Annotated in this window: 13 protein-coding genes and 1 riboswitch; of the genes, 1 reads left to right on the top strand and 12 read right to left on the bottom strand. The window is 48.9% G+C overall.

Annotation, left to right across the window (positions count from 1 at the left end):
- Positions 1–35: 35 nt before the first annotated feature.
- From ABE504_RS04185 to ABE504_RS04155, 7 genes are all read right to left on the bottom strand, one after another.
- Positions 36–890 carry a carbohydrate ABC transporter permease gene (locus tag ABE504_RS04185; RefSeq protein WP_430084930.1) on the bottom strand — a complete coding sequence of 285 codons (855 nt, stop codon included), beginning with the start codon at positions 888–890 and terminating at the stop codon, positions 36–38.
- Between the two features lies 1 nt (position 891).
- Positions 892–1,842: an ABC transporter permease gene (locus ABE504_RS04180; protein ID WP_430084986.1), complete on the bottom strand. Its 951-nt coding sequence runs from the start codon at positions 1,840–1,842 to the stop codon at positions 892–894.
- Positions 1,843–1,870: 28 nt separating this feature from the next.
- On the bottom strand, positions 1,871–3,385 hold the full coding sequence (locus tag ABE504_RS04175) for an extracellular solute-binding protein (protein ID WP_430084928.1): 1,515 nt from the start codon (positions 3,383–3,385) through the stop codon (positions 1,871–1,873).
- A 112-nt stretch (positions 3,386–3,497) separates the two neighbouring features.
- Positions 3,498–4,955, bottom strand: coding sequence for a sulfatase family protein (locus tag ABE504_RS04170; protein ID WP_430084925.1), 1,458 nt, complete (start codon positions 4,953–4,955; stop codon positions 3,498–3,500).
- 180 nt (positions 4,956–5,135) lie between these two features.
- Complete coding sequence (locus ABE504_RS04165) at positions 5,136–7,343, bottom strand: glycoside hydrolase family 3 C-terminal domain-containing protein (protein ID WP_430084922.1); 2,208 nt, start codon at positions 7,341–7,343, stop codon at positions 5,136–5,138.
- 102 nt (positions 7,344–7,445) lie between these two features.
- On the bottom strand, positions 7,446–9,245 hold the full coding sequence (locus ABE504_RS04160; protein WP_430084919.1) for a cache domain-containing sensor histidine kinase: 1,800 nt from the start codon (positions 9,243–9,245) through the stop codon (positions 7,446–7,448).
- Complete coding sequence (locus ABE504_RS04155; RefSeq protein WP_430084916.1) at positions 9,242–10,258, bottom strand: response regulator transcription factor; 1,017 nt, start codon at positions 10,256–10,258, stop codon at positions 9,242–9,244. Before ABE504_RS04155 ends, ABE504_RS04160 begins: the two co-directional genes overlap by 4 nt.
- A 275-nt stretch (positions 10,259–10,533) precedes the next feature.
- Between ABE504_RS04155 and ABE504_RS04150 the strand changes: the two genes are divergently transcribed.
- Complete coding sequence (locus ABE504_RS04150; RefSeq protein WP_430084913.1) at positions 10,534–11,007, top strand: CBO0543 family protein; 474 nt, start codon at positions 10,534–10,536, stop codon at positions 11,005–11,007.
- Positions 11,008–11,036: 29 nt separating this feature from the next.
- On the opposite strand, the gene ABE504_RS04145 is transcribed toward ABE504_RS04150, so the two are convergent.
- The 5 genes from ABE504_RS04145 to ectA form a co-directional block, all read right to left on the bottom strand.
- Positions 11,037–11,453, bottom strand: coding sequence for a hypothetical protein (locus ABE504_RS04145; protein WP_430084912.1), 417 nt, complete (start codon positions 11,451–11,453; stop codon positions 11,037–11,039).
- A gap of 72 nt (positions 11,454–11,525) precedes the next feature.
- A riboswitch (cyclic di-AMP (ydaO/yuaA leader) is annotated at positions 11,526–11,669 on the bottom strand.
- A 15-nt stretch (positions 11,670–11,684) separates the two neighbouring features.
- A complete protein-coding gene (gene thpD / locus ABE504_RS04140) occupies positions 11,685–12,593 on the bottom strand; it encodes an ectoine hydroxylase (RefSeq protein ID WP_430084909.1) in 909 nt (302 codons plus the stop codon).
- 27 nt (positions 12,594–12,620) lie between these two features.
- A complete protein-coding gene (locus ABE504_RS04135) occupies positions 12,621–13,001 on the bottom strand; it encodes an ectoine synthase (protein WP_430084906.1) in 381 nt (126 codons plus the stop codon).
- A gap of 15 nt (positions 13,002–13,016) precedes the next feature.
- Complete coding sequence (gene ectB, locus ABE504_RS04130) at positions 13,017–14,300, bottom strand: diaminobutyrate--2-oxoglutarate transaminase (protein ID WP_430084904.1); 1,284 nt, start codon at positions 14,298–14,300, stop codon at positions 13,017–13,019.
- On the bottom strand, positions 14,297–14,842 hold the full coding sequence (gene ectA / locus ABE504_RS04125) for a diaminobutyrate acetyltransferase (protein ID WP_430084902.1): 546 nt from the start codon (positions 14,840–14,842) through the stop codon (positions 14,297–14,299). Before ectA ends, ectB begins: the two co-directional genes overlap by 4 nt.
- Positions 14,843–14,845: the final 3 nt, after the last annotated feature.

Raw genomic sequence — 14,845 nt, 5'->3', positions numbered from 1 at the left:
CCCATCCTTTCCTACTTCTAGATCAACTTCAAACCTTACCCTTTGACCGAACCGACCATCATGCCTTTATTAAAATACTTCTGCAGAAACGGGTAGCAAATGAGCAGCGGCAGCGCCGTAGCAACAACAGCGGCCATTTTGACGGGAGGCCCGTATTCGAATCCGCCGACGCTTGTCAGCATCGCCGTGTCCGAATCCAGAAGGAACTGCCGCAGAAATGTCTGAATCGGCCATAGATTGGCATCGTTCAGATAGAGAACTGCCTGAAAATAATCGTTCCAGCGGGCCACGCCGTACATCAGACCGATCGTGACCAGCGAAGGCATTGACAGCGGGAGAATAATGGTGTAAAGCAGTCTCCACTCCCCGCATCCGTCCATTCTCGCCGCTTCTTCCAGCTCCGCCGGAATATTGGAGAAGAAGCTTCGCATCAAAATCAGGAGAAAAGGAAAAATCGCACCGGTTAAAAAAAGAGCCCAATAGCTGTTAATCAGATGCAGCTGACGTACGACCAGATACGTCGGAATCAAGCCGCCGTTAAAAATCATCGTGATCAGGACAAGCATATTCATCGTTTTGCGCCCACGCAGCCAAACTTTCGACAAGCCGTAAGCCATTAAGATCGTAAAGAATAACGAAATCGCCGTACCGCCAATCGTGATGATAAAGGTGTTCCCGTACGAGCGCACAAAGTTCCCGTTCATCAGCAGATAACCATATGAGTTAATCGTCCAATCGTGCGGAAAAAGAAAGAAACCGCGCGTTAAAAACTCTGTTTTCGTGGAAAAAGAACTGAACAAAATGTAGGCAAACGGAAAGGCGATGAAGAGAAAAATGACGACCAAGACGAAGTAGATGAAGCTGTCGAAGAGCCTGTTAGACTTTTTCATTTTAGTAGACGCCCTCCTCACCGAATTTTTTGGCCAGCCGGTTAAAGGTTATGACCAGAACAAGTCCGACGACGGATTTAAACAAGCCAACTGCCGTCGAATAGCTGAATTCCCCTTGCTGTACCCCGTTCCGGAAAACATAGGTGTCGAACACATCGGAAACGCCGATATTTAACGGATTCTGGAGCAGCAATATTTGCTCGAAGCCTACATCCATGACGTGACCGATTCGCAGAATAAACAGGACAACCGCAATATTTCGAAGACTTGGCAGCGTAATATGCCACATTTGCCGCCAGCGCCCCGCTCCGTCCACATACGCCGCCTCATATAAGCCCGGGTCGACGGCGGCCAGCGCAGCAAGGAACAAGATCGTGTTCCACCCCATCTCTTTCCAGATGTTCTGAGATAAGAATAACGCTCGGAAATACGAAGGGTCCGTTAACAATTCGAACCGGTTAAACCCATGTTCAGCCAGGAACATGTTGATCCCGCCGTCCTGCGTCGCGAACAAGATGACCGAGATCCCGGCTACGACGACCCAGGAGACGAAATGCGGAATGTAGATCGTGGTTTGCACAATCTTTTTGATCCAGGGCTTTCTCACTTCATTCAACAGCAGCGCTACGACAATGGGGATCGGAAAAAATAAAAACAAGTTGATGGCACTGAGCACAAATGTGTTGCGCATGATGATCCAGAAATCGGCATCCATAAACAGTTCCCGAAAATTAGCCATACCTACCCAAGGGCTGTCGGCAAACCCCGTGATGGGGTCGTAGTCCTTGAAAGCAAGGACTAGACCTCCCATCGGGATATAGCGGAACACGAGAAAAAACAACAGTCCGGGTAGAATCATCAGATAAATCGGCCAGCTTCGGTTTCCGAACAGCTGCTTGGTGAGGCTCTTTGGTTGCACTGCCGCGCGATTCCCCTTTAAAGCTCGCTCCATATTCATGTTCATTGATCAACTCCAGAAATTATTGATGAAGCTGTTTGTACTGCTCGTTGTACTCCTTGGCAATTTGCTCGCCGCCATTTTTGAGATAGTCCGCGGCGGCTTGGTCGACGGCGTCGACCGGCGATTGCCCCATAATAATTTTAATGATCGCAGCCATCCACTTCTGTTCGGCGGTCGGTCCGAGCTTGGACTGTGCGTCGGAAACGACCTCTGCACCTGCATTCGGCCACGGATACTTTGCATTGGTATCAATCCAGGTTTGAAGCTGCTTCACAACGGTCTGGTCATCCCATTTATGCATCTGAATCAGCGGGTCAAACTGACGGAAAAACCAGGTCGACAGCAGCTGCGGACGATCTTTATCGTAGGCATCCAGTTTGACAAATTTGCCGTTATCCGATTTGTAGTGAACGCCTTCGATGCCGTTCTTGATCAAATCGTAGCCCTCGTCCGACACCATATAGTCCAGCAGCATCAGAATGCGCTGCTGCTTCTCTTTATCTATCGCATTGTTGATGACGATTTTCGCCAGTGTCATCGGATTCGTTTGCGAGCCCTGTTTGCCGTCAGGTCCTTTAGGCGGGACGATTTGCGCGATTTCTGCGGCAGGTTGCGCCTTCTTGAGCGTCGGGAACGATGTGCTCATCAGCTCGCCTGGCACATATTCCGCGATCCCGATTTTGCCGGACGAGAACTTGTCCTTATGGTCGTTGGCTTTATTCGTTGCGAAGTCCTTATCCAAGCCGCCGTCTTGATACATTTTGTTCAGAAACGTGACAAATTGCTTGAGTTCCTTCGTTTGGGTTCGATAATTGATCAGCTGCCCGTCCTTCAGGAGCCATTCGTTGCCTAGGCCGAACGCCGCTTGAATCGGCTCCAGACCGCTGAAGCGGTTATTGACAAAGCCGAATGAAAAGCCGGTGGTATCCTGCTTGCCATTGCCGTCCGGGTCCTGCGTAGCGAACGCTTTGGCGACTTGGGCGAATTCATCTACGGTCGTCGGCATTTTTAGTCCGAGTTTATCGAGCCAATCTTTGCGGATGGCCATGGAATCGCGTGTATCTTGAATGTAGTAAGGAAGGCCGAAATATTTGTCTTTCGGATTGTTCAACTGCAGTGCTTCCTGGGTAATCTTGCTGGACAGATTCGGATAATTGTTTAAATACGGCTTGACATCCATAAACACGTTCTTGTCACGCCATTTCACAAACTCATTCTGCTGAACCCAGAACACATCGGGAAAGCTGTTCGAAGCTGCCATAACATTCAATTTTTGGGCAACCGAATCAAGCGGAACCCACTGGATTTTCAGATCGATGTTCAGCTTCTCATTCAATTTCTCGATCACGGCGTTGCTGTCGGACCATCCGCCGCCCGCCGCGCTGTAGGCCATTAAGTCGATGGTCAATTTTTTGCTCGTATCTAGGCTGGCCGAGCCCGCAGTCGACTTCGGCGTATCGGCAGCTTTCCCGCATCCGACAAGACTTGCAATAAGTAAAGAAGACAGCGCCAGTGTAGCTATTTTCTTCTTCATGGTTTTCCCCCCGCTTTTCTCATGTAGGTATCCTGGTAACATCTTCACTATACCCAAGCCGCAGCTGATTTTCGTTACTCAATCTTTTTGTTTCTTGTCTTTTCTTTTTGTGCTATTCTGCGCCTCCAATAATAGGAGCCCATCTAAGCTGAGCAGGAGGCGTTCGATCCAGTACATAATCTCTCCTTCTGCGGCACCAATCCGCCGCTTCCGCATAGGCCGGATTGGCAATGACGTTGTTCAGCTCATTGGGATCTTCTCTTAGATCATATAATTGCTCTGGCACCTGATCAGGATCGTCGTACTGCAGATAACGAATATATTTCCATTGTGAGGACTGAATCATGTGCCATTGTCCGAAGCACTCGGAGAACGCATAATCGCGTACCTTTTCACATTCCCCTCTAAGAACAGGAAGCAAAGAACGGCACGGTACCCGATCGTGAAAGGCCGGCCAATCCTTGCTAAGCGCTTCTTGCGGATCAATTCCGGCAGCATCCAGGATGGTTGCGGTCAAATCGGTCAGCTCGCAGGGCATATCGTTGATGCTGCCTTGCAAATAATCCGGGTGGCGAATCGCAGCAGGCACAACAGCGGATGCGTGAAACGGTGACTGCTTCTGGGCGCGTCCGTGGTCTCCCATCATTTCGCCATGATCCGCCGTGAACAGAATGACCGTGTCCTCCAAAATGCCCTGCTCCTCGAGCTTGGCCAAGACGCGCCCAACTTGCTCGTCGATAATCGAAATCATCGCGCGATACGAACGCCGAAGGAGATAGAGCCGCTGCTTCGCTGATTCCGACAATTCGCCCTGCGGCCCCGGCAGAAAATCGTCGACTTCTTCGTAAGGCACTTTATCCAAATAGGATTGAGGCGCATCGTAAGGCGGATGGGGACCGACGAACGAGCCGAAGAGGAAGAACGGCTGATCCTTCGGACGCGCTTCGATGGCTTCGATGATCCTGTCGCCGATCACGATATCCATATAATTGTGCTCTCCAAACGGAAACGGTTCTCCTGTGAAGTTCTGCGTTTCGGCAAGATTCGTATTCATTCCGCTCCGCGCATTAAATTCACGGTACTTCTCCAGCAATCCCTGGCGGTCGAGATGTTCGGCATAATCACAGTAATTTCGGCTCACGAGCTGTTTGCCCGAAGCCTCCCAGACTTCATCGAATCCATATTGTTTCATTTCCTCTTTGATGCTTGTAAGCGGGTGGCCTTGCCCGATCGGACAGCCGAACTTCCAGCCCTGCAGCCAGTGAAACTTCCCGATGCCATAGGTGCGGTAGCCATTCTTCTGCAGCGCGCGCGGATAGGTCGGATGCTGCAAAGACAAGTCGCCTGACATGGCGGTCATCCCAATCTGATGCGTATACTTGCCAGTTAAGAGCGCCGCCCGAGCCGGCGTACAGACCGGATTTATTGAGATGCAATTCGTAAAGCCTACGCTTTCTGCGATTTTATCGATATTCGGCGTTTGCATCTTGCCGAAACCGTGGTAGCTCACATGATCGAGCCGATGCTGATCCGTCATGAGGAAAATAATGTTTTTCCTTCTCTGGGACATGAGTACACCTCCAGTGCTGAAATCACTACGAGGACAACTATACCTTAGAGGAAGCTGCATGGATTTACCGTATTTTTTTATTTCTTATCCGATCTTTTTGCCGGGAATCGGGCATGCAAAAGGAGCCTAAACACGCTCAGGCTCCTCGTTGTCTCTCTCTATCTTACACCGGTTAATAGACTAACTAAACAGGCTCAACAGCTCATCTACCTTCTCCCGCGGATAGCCCATGCCCGGCAAAAACATAAGAATGGTACGAATCGGCATGCCCAGGAACAACGGGTACATCGGGTTGTCCGGCTCGATCTTCATCTGGCTCAGCACATGCTCAACCTTCTCCGTATGTCTGTCGTCCTTCAACCACGCTTGCAGCGAATGCTCCAACGTCAGCGGCTCACGCACGTCTTCCGCCGCTTGAAATTCGACGTCCTGCGACAATCGAATATCCCGCGATGAAGCGCCGACGAGAATCTCAAATTCGCCCGACTCCACGGCGAACCTTCCTAGATGCTCGACATAGTGAGCGAAGGCCCGTTCGTTCAACTCAATTTCCGCCGTTTTCGTTTCCCCAGGCGCCAGCTCCAGCTTGACGAAGCCTTTCAGCTCTTTCACCACTTTGGGAACTGAAGACACCAGGTCATGCACATACACCTGCACAACCTCTTGCCCCGTGCGGCTTCCGATGTTCTTCACATCCACCATGACTTTCAGCGTATCTCCATTCTGTAGACGCTTGGCAGACAGACGAAGATTGGCGTATTCAAACGCCGTATACGAAAGGCCATGCCCAAACGGGTATTTCACTTCCAGCCTCTTCTTATCGTAGTAGCGATACCCCGTAAAAATGCTCTCCGCATACGTTACCTGCTTTACATTCCCCGGAAAGGAAAGATACGACGGATTGTGTTCCAGAGCAAGCGGGAATGTCTCCGACAGTTTACCCGATGGGTTCACTTGTCCAAACAAAATATTCGCAAGCGCAGAACCGCCTGCTTGACCGGGCAGCCAAGCCTGCAAGATCGCCTTGCAGCGCTCATCATAGGTGCCAATATCCGTGGCAGAGCCGCTGTTCACCACGACAATGACGTTCGGATTCACACTCGATACTGCTTCAATGAGCCGGGTATGACTGCTAGGAATGTGCAGATCGGTTCGATCGTACCCTTCACTCTCAATCCGCTCTGTTGTGCCGACGAATACTATGACGGCATCCTGATCGGCTGCAGCTCGGCAAGCTTCTTGGATGGACGCCTCCATATCCGTTTCATCGTATCCCGCGGCGTATACGGCCTGAGCATAATTGGAGATTTCACCATACGGAATATCGAGACGGACAGGATTCATATGAGAACTTCCCCCGCCTTGGAAGCGCGGTTCCATGGCGAATTGCCCCAATACCGCGACCTTCGAATTCTTGGCAAGCGGAAGAATCCCTTCGGCATTTTTCAGAAGCACAATGGCTTCTTCTGCCACTTTGCGCGCCACCGTATGATGGCCGTCAACATCAAGCTCAGGCACGTTGCGCTTATTGGCCAGCACGTTGTCAATCACGGTCAGGACGCGGCGGACATGCTCGTCAATCACTTGCTCCGAGAGCGTCCCTTGACGATAAGCCGCCAATACCTCGGCATCGCGCGTCCCTGGCCCTGGCATCTCCAGATCAAGTCCGCCTCGGACCGAAGCAGCCTTATCGACGACGGCTCCCCAATCGGACATTACAAGCCCGTCGAACTGCCATTCCTCCTTTAAAACGCCGTTCAGCAGCCGGTTATGATTCGCCATATGCGTGCCATTGACCCGGTTATAGGCGCACATGACCGTCCAAGGCTTAGCATCTTTTACCACCATTTCAAATGGCAGCATATACAGCTCGCGGAGCGCCCGCTCGTCGACCTCGGAGCTGACGACCATACGGTTCGTCTCCTGCTCATTGGCGACAAAATGCTTAATCGAGGTGCCGACTCCGCCTTGTTGAACACCTTTTACGAAGGCGGTGCCCATCTTGCCCGTCAGGAAAGGATCCTCCGAGAAGTACTCGAAGTTACGTCCTCCAAGCGGGGAGCGCTTCCCGTTAAGCCCAGGCCCCAGCAAAATTCCGACATCATAATGCTGGCATTCCTCCGCAATTACAGCCCCCGCTTCTTGGATTAATGCCTCGTTCCAAGTCGCGGCCATGGCCGCTTCAATTGGAAAGGCCGTAGCCGGCTTCGTTTGCGAAAGCATGTCCCCCATATCGGTCCCTGCAGACAGTCGAAGTCCATGTGGACCGTCTGTTAAGGTGATCGACGGCAGCTGCAGCCTCTCAATCGCCTGTGTCGTCCAGAAAGTTGCTCCTGCCAGCAAACTAATTTTCTCTTCTATCGTCATTTGACGAATTCGATCTTCCATGTGAATCGCAAACGCCTCCCTTAATCGTGGGGTTCATACAACCACCCTTACTATACAAGGTTGAGGCGATTTTCACCTTACCCGATCTTTTTATTTATTATCTTATTTTTCAGCGACAGTTTCCTTGTCCTTAAGGGGAATGCGGATAGACGTAACTGTTCCCCGACCCGGAAAAGAGTGAATCGCGACGCCATAATGCTCCCCATATTTTAATCGAATCCGATTGTGAACATTAGGCAGGCCCAAGGATTCGCGGCCATGAATGGGATCGTCGGACATGCTCACCAGGAGTTCCTGCTGGAACGTTCTCTGCTTCGCTTCGTCAATACCTGGACCGTTGTCGGCAATCTCAATGATCAGATCGTTCGCTTCCGCATAAGCAGTCACAATGATGGCCCCGCCACCTCCACGAGCTTCTACGCCGTATTTCACGGCATTTTCGACAAGCGGCTGCAGGGTCAGTTTTAGAATTCGAGCATCCAGATATTTCTCATGAATGACCACCTTGCTGTTGAACCTTTTGGGAAAGCGAACATGGATAATGTCCAAATATTTCCGCAAAATCGTCAGCTCATCGCGCAATTTCACTTCCATATTCGAAAAACTGGCCGCGTATCGATAAACGTCCGCTAAATTTTGCGAGATGGTCCCGATCAGCGGACTATCTTCAATCGAAGCAATCCCGCTTATAATCCCCAACGTATTGTAAAGCAAATGGGGATTGATCTGATTTTGAAGCGCATGGATCGTGGCTTCTTGCTGGTGAAGCTGCAGCTTCACTTCCTTCAGTTCCAATTCCGCCACCAATTGAATGGATTCGATCAGCTGCTCCACCATTTTATTAAAACTAAGACTTAAGCTCTGGAACTCATTAATGTCCGAAATGTGATCTACCCGAACCGAGAGATCCCCCCGGGATACGCGCTCCATCGCCGATTTCATCCTTTTGACCGGTTCAATGAATTTGCGCAGAATTAAGGGAATGATCCCGATTAAACAAATTATAATGATCACAACCGTGATGATCGATGAATTGATGGCAGAGTTCAACCCGCTGGCAATTTCCTGATAAGGCACAATGGCAACGATGTACCAGCCGGTTTGTTCGACTCTTGTAACATCCACAAGCGATTTGCGGCCCTCCCAAGTTTGAATCGTGGATTTGCGTACATGCGTTAAATCCAGAGAAGCCAGACCCGTCTCTTGACGCGGAAGTCCCAGCCAGTTGACGTTCGGGTAATAGATCACCGTATCTTGATCCGATAACATAAAGAAGAATCCGTTAGCACCAAGCCGCGATTTCATAAAAGTCGCCGTCACTTCGGATAAGGAAAACTCCACCACCAGATTGCCGATTAAATTCACATCCTGCGTGCTGTACACAGGAATCATCATGCTCATCACAGGCTGCCCGTTCGATGTACGATAAGTCGGCAGCGTTGTTGTTTTCCCCGTCGGGATCTGCTGAAACCAAGGTTCATGCGAGTAATCGTTGTTCTTGAGCGGATTCAACGCCAGGACGCGTTTATCCGACGACACCAGATACAAATTGACAATTTCCCGAAAGTTAAAGGAAATGTACATTTCAAATGCCTTATTCAGCTCATTCACCTCGTCGGAAGTGAACGGACGCTCACCTTCCAGCCATTCCTGTGTCAACGTGCTCGTAATCATAGTACCTGTCGACTGCAGCATCTGCTTCAAATAAAATTCGAGGTGATAGCTGAGCCGCTCGGAAGCTTCGCCTGTAATCGTTTGAAAGTCATGTTTGACCGCTTTATTGTAAAAATAAAAGGAGAAGCTGGCCATGATGACGACCACGAGAATGGAGAGGCTTATGAACAGCGTGAACATTCTTGCCGTAAGCGATGTATTTTGAATAAACTTGAACCGCTGCCTCATAGCCCCAAGCTCCGCTTATACTCGTTGGGAGATTGGCCCGTAACCGTCTTAAACAACCGATTGAAATAAGGCAGCGTAGAGAATCCAACCATATCCGCCACCTCATAGATTTTCAAATCGGTCTCCAGCAGCAGCTCCTTCGCTTTATCAATTCGGACCTGATTCACATAGTTCACAAACGAGTCGTGGTGCTGCTGCTTAAAAATAACACAAAACCTCGACACGCTAAGATCCGCAACCTCGGCGATCTGGGAGAGCGTTATATCATTCATATAGTTTTTGTGCACATAATCTTGAACCCGCTTAATAATCAATTGCTTGTTCGAATCCGGCGATTTCTCGACATTCCGAAACCACTTCTCCAACAAACCATAAAAATATTTGAGCACCGCTTCCTTATCCTGCACGTTAAGCACAAGTGCTCCCCACGCTTGCAGTTCCCCCTTCAAACGCATCTGGTCAGCCAGTTTATCCGAAAGGATGCGCAGCATCCCCATCTTCTCATTGGCAAGCGCCGTCTTGATCGTGAGAATCGATTTAATCAGATCTGACAATTCACGCCACGCGCCAGCCTGTTCCAACGTATCCAGCTTATGTGTGAACGCATGAATCTGAAGGAAATATTCCCGATGCCGATGCGTTCGTTCCATATGGTGGACGGATTGCTCCAGCGCCAACTTGATCTTCTCCTCAGACAGCGGCTTGAGCAAATATTCAGAAATACCGTACCGGATCGCTTGCTGTGCATAGGAAAAATTATCATAACCGCTAATGATAATGGGAGAAACGGAGATGTTGTATTCATAGATTCTTTTCAGCAAAGCAAGCCCATCCATATGCGGCATCATAATATCCGTAATCAAAATATCAGGCCAATGCTCATTGAGAAGCTTCCACGCTTCCTCCCCATCCTGCGCCTCCCCAATGATTTTAAATCCCTCATTTTTTTCCACCAGCTCAATCACTTGATTCCGTATCCAAAATTCATCCTCGGCCACAAGCACCTGATACATATATGCGCCCCTCTCGGAAAGAACATGCATTTGTAATCGCTTTCATCTATACATAGTCATAGTGTAAGAAGCTAAGTATAGCGTGCTCGTGCTTTTTATGCATTATCCAATTTTTTTGTTTGTTGCATTATTTTTTTAGCTGTATGAAAAGGCTGACGCCCAGCAGCTGGAACTGCCTGGCGTCAGCCTAATGATGCAACGATGAACGTTCAGATTAAAAATCAGTTCTTTCGTCGATAATTTAATTCATACTACGAATAGGCGGATGTTAAACGATGGATAACCTCATTCTTGGCGCATGCTGGATCGCAACTGCTGCGCTACTGGTCATACTCATTAATCGCAAAAACTTGATTCAAGCTATACTAAGCTTTTTATTTATGCAGGTCCCCTCTTGGCTATTTGGCGCTTTAGTCGTTCAAGGCGGATTAATTGAATATCCCGTTGGCTTCCTGCAAATGGTGTACAAAGCAAGCTTTTCTTTTGAATTTTTCATCTTTCCTGCGGTGAGTGCAGTTTTCAATGTCTACTTTCCACAAAAGAGAAGATGGTTTGCAAAATTGATCTACACCCTCAGCTTCCCAACGATCATTACAATTACTGAGGTACAGCTTGAGAAACACACTCATTTAATTAAGTACCTTCATTGGTCATGGTACTGGAGCTTTCTTACGTTGACGTTTACTTTATTATTGTCGTATTCGTTTTGCCTCTGGTTCTTCAAAAAAGTCAAAACGATAAGAGTGTGAAAGTTACTTTCATCATTATGTATCAAGGATTATGTAAGCAGCTGCAACGCCTCTTGGTTATGATTAATGTATGTAAAATGATCGGCACCCAACCCTCGATATGCCGCTCTCGCATTGCCGCGTTTGGTTATAACATGGATCGATGCCGGGTTCCATTCTTTGCAAATTTGAATGTAACGGCAGCACAGATTAAAACTCACTTCAAAGATATACACCTTGCTTATCCGTATATCGGGTGGCGTCCAGCTTTTGGTATCCTCCGTATTCACCATAAGGATTTGATTGACGCCAATAGCCTCAAGGCGCCGTTTCCCGTGATTATTATTGGTGATCGCATAATAGGGAATTCCTTTTTTTCGCAATTGCTGAATAAACTCTTTCCCAGCACGATTTGGTGCTGACACGACAACATACTCTGACCTGTGATTTTGATCCAATTGGTGCAATTCTTTCTCCTCCTTATGGGAGGTAACGAAACGAACGCAAACAACCATAATCCCTATTCCATTGTGATTCGTTACCTCTCCCATGGTACGCTTACGAAGTTAGCTGTCGGATTCGGACGCGAGAGTCGCCCTACACGGCACATGCCGTGATTCACCCCAAATTCACTTGGTTCCCCCGTTCCCGCGGATCACCACGGGATTAAGCGATTTCAATGCCTGAACCCAGGAAGCTCAATCCCGTGCTGCAATAAAGTCTGGTCTTGGCTTTTTGCCGGAATAAGGAGCATTCAGCTTATTTAGAACGCTATTATAGACAATAAACACATTACTTCGAGGATCCGGCGTAATATTGCTGTTGGAGCCGTGCATCAAATTGCAGTCAAACAGCAAGATAGAACCTGCTTTTCCAGTCGGCGCAACAATTCCGCCTTGCTCGGCAAGGTGTCTTAAGCTGTCTTGATCAGGCACGCCATACTCCTGCCGGCGAAGAGAATGTTGATAGTGATCGTCCGGCGTTTCGCCGATACATGAAACGAAGGTGCGATGCGAGCCCGGGATCACCATCAGAGGACCGTTATTGGCATGGTTATCTTCGAGCGCAATGGAGCAGCTGAGCGCCCTCATTCTCGGCATTCCATCCTCGACATGCCATGTTTCAAAATCCGAATGCCAATAAAATTCTTTGCCGGTAAAGCCTTGCTTAAAATTAATTCTGGATTGATGCACGTAGGCCTCGCTCCCAAGAATTTGTTGTACAATGCTCACGATGCTTGGGTGCTCGGAAATTTGCTTGAAGACTTCATCGTCCCGGTGTACGGCGAATATAGACCGAATCTCATCGCTTCCCGGCTCTTTGATAATTTCCGGCCGTTCTAACGACTCACACTGCTTAAAGAGCCTTGCGAGCTCTTTCTTCCAAGTTTGAACTTTCTCCTGATCAAAGAAGGAGTCAAGAAACATATAACCGTTCTCTTCATAGAAACGAAGCTGATCCTCATTAATTTCAGATTGATTAATCGTTGCGTTATAGACAACAGGATCCTTTCTCTCGAGCAGCTCTGGACGGCTGTAAATTCGAGAAGGGTAGGCATCCTGCATACTGGCCCGATTCATCGCGATTTGTCCTTTACTTGTCATCATAGATGGTTCCTCCTTGTCATTCCTGGTTTATTCCAGCGGATACGTGCCGGCAGCATCGTGCACCTCAGTGCCCGTCGTTGGCGGATTAAAGACGCAGATCATTCTCATTTCCGTTTTTCCTCGCAGCAGGTGCTTTTCGTGTTGATTTAACACATACAGCGTCCCCGATTGGATGGGATAAATCTCACCGGTTTCGAGCACCTCCACCTCGCCTTCCCCCTCGATACAGTAGACCGCCTCGACGTGATGCTGATACCATATCAAGGTTTCAGTCCCTGCTTTAATCGTAGTATCGTGCAGGGAAAAGCCTACATTGTCTTTTTTCACCAAAAGTCTTGTGCTGCTCCAGGTTTCCGTATCTACGTCCCATTCCGTGCCTGCCAATGCATGAACATGTCTAACAATCATATCCTTCGTCCTCCCTTATTGTTCCGCAGCAATTTCCATCATGCTTTCACGAAGAATCGCTAACCCACGCATAAGCTCAGCTTCTTCGATCACTAATGGCGGCATCACTTTGGCAACCTCGCTGTCTGTCCCCGATGTTTCCATGATTAGCCCTTTCGTGAAGGCACGTTCGCAGACTTTTTCGGCTATGCCTTCAAGCTCGAATGCAATGCCTTGCATGAGTCCTCTTCCTCTAACTGTCCCCTTAAGCAGCGGATAGGCAGCTACCATCTCCTGCAGCTGCCGATGCAGCAATTTCCCCTTGGCGGCGATGCCATTTGCGAAGCTTGTTGTTTCCCAATAGTTCAACGCTTCAGCGGCTGTAATAAAGGCTAAGTTATTACCGCGGAATGTACCGTTATGCTCACCAGGCTCCCAAATATCCAGCTCCGGCCTTATCAGCGTGAGCGCCATCGGCAAGCCAAACCCGCCAATGGATTTGGATAAGCACACAATGTCAGGCCGAATGCCCGCTTCTTCAAAGCTGAAGAACGTTCCTGTTCGTCCGCAGCCCATTTGGACATCGTCCACAATCAACAGGATCCCATGTTCTTTGCAAAGCTGTTCCAAACTCCGCAGCCACTCGGCACTCGCGACATTAATGCCGCCTTCTCCTTGAATCGTTTCCACAATGATGGCAGCCGGCAATGAAACGCCGCTTCCGCTATCTTGCAGGTAGTTACGCATATAGGCAATGGTATCCACTTCATCACTCATATACCCTTCGTAGGGCATAGACACGGTATGATGAAGAGGAACGCCGGCCCCTCTGCGCTTGAATTTGTTCCCTGTTACGGACAGCGCTCCCAGCGTCATGCCATGAAATCCATTCGTAAACCCGATAACGGTTGAACGACCCGTGACTTTACGGGCGAGCTTTAGGGCGCTTTCTACGGAATTGGCCCCAGTTGGACCAGGAAATTGAACTTTATAAGAGAGTCCTCTCGGCTCCAGAATGGTCGTTTGAAATTTTTCAAGAAACTGTTCTTTGGCTGCAGTTGCCATATCCAAACTATGCGTGACGCCATCATTTTGGATGTATGCGATTAACTTTTTCTTTAATTCCGCGTTGTTATGACCATAGTTCAATGCCCCTGCACCTGCAAAGAAATCAAGATAAGCTATGCCAGCAGAATCCCATAGCGTGCATCCTTTCGCCCGTGTGAACACGGTAGGGAAGGACCTGCAATAACTGCGGACCTCAGACTCCAGCAATTCAAAAACATGTAAAGACGGCTTTTCAGGATTCATTATTTTCATTTATGATTTCCTCCTGTGTGTAATTGAAATGATTTGCTGCTCGATCCAGTCTCGGGAATGGCGCCAATGCGAACTAGCCGCTCATCGGCATGGCCTTGTTCAGGAAATAAACTTACCGGAAACCCTTCACCTTCCACGATCGGTGCATCCAGCTCTTGCGCAATCTTGGCAAACAAACGCCTCGACGCCTCGTTGTCAGGAGAAATGGTTGTTTCTACATAACGGACATGTCTGCAGCGTTCGCTCGCCAATAATTGATGGAGAAGCCTTTTGGCAAGTCCTTTTCCTCGATGCTCCGCAAAGACAGCGATCTGCCAGACGAATAGAACTTCAGGCTCAGACGGATGAAGGAATGCGGTTACGAAGCCTGCGATGTTCCCTTCTGCTTCTGCGACCCAGCAGGTTTCAGCGAAGTAGTGGCAGAGCATGATGTAGCAATAGGCCGAGTTAATATCCAGATTTTTACTTTCTATGACGTTTTGCCATATGAATTGGCCGTCATCCGGCCTAACCGTTCGTAGGATTACGTTTTGTACTTCCAAAGG

The sequence above is a fragment of the Paenibacillus oryzisoli genome (assembly GCF_050467285.1).
Taxonomy (GTDB): Bacteria; Bacillota; Bacilli; order Paenibacillales; family NBRC-103111; genus Paenibacillus_E; species Paenibacillus_E oryzisoli_A.
The sequence above is the reverse complement of the archived record's forward strand: the minus strand, read 5'-3'. Positions and strand labels throughout refer to the sequence as shown.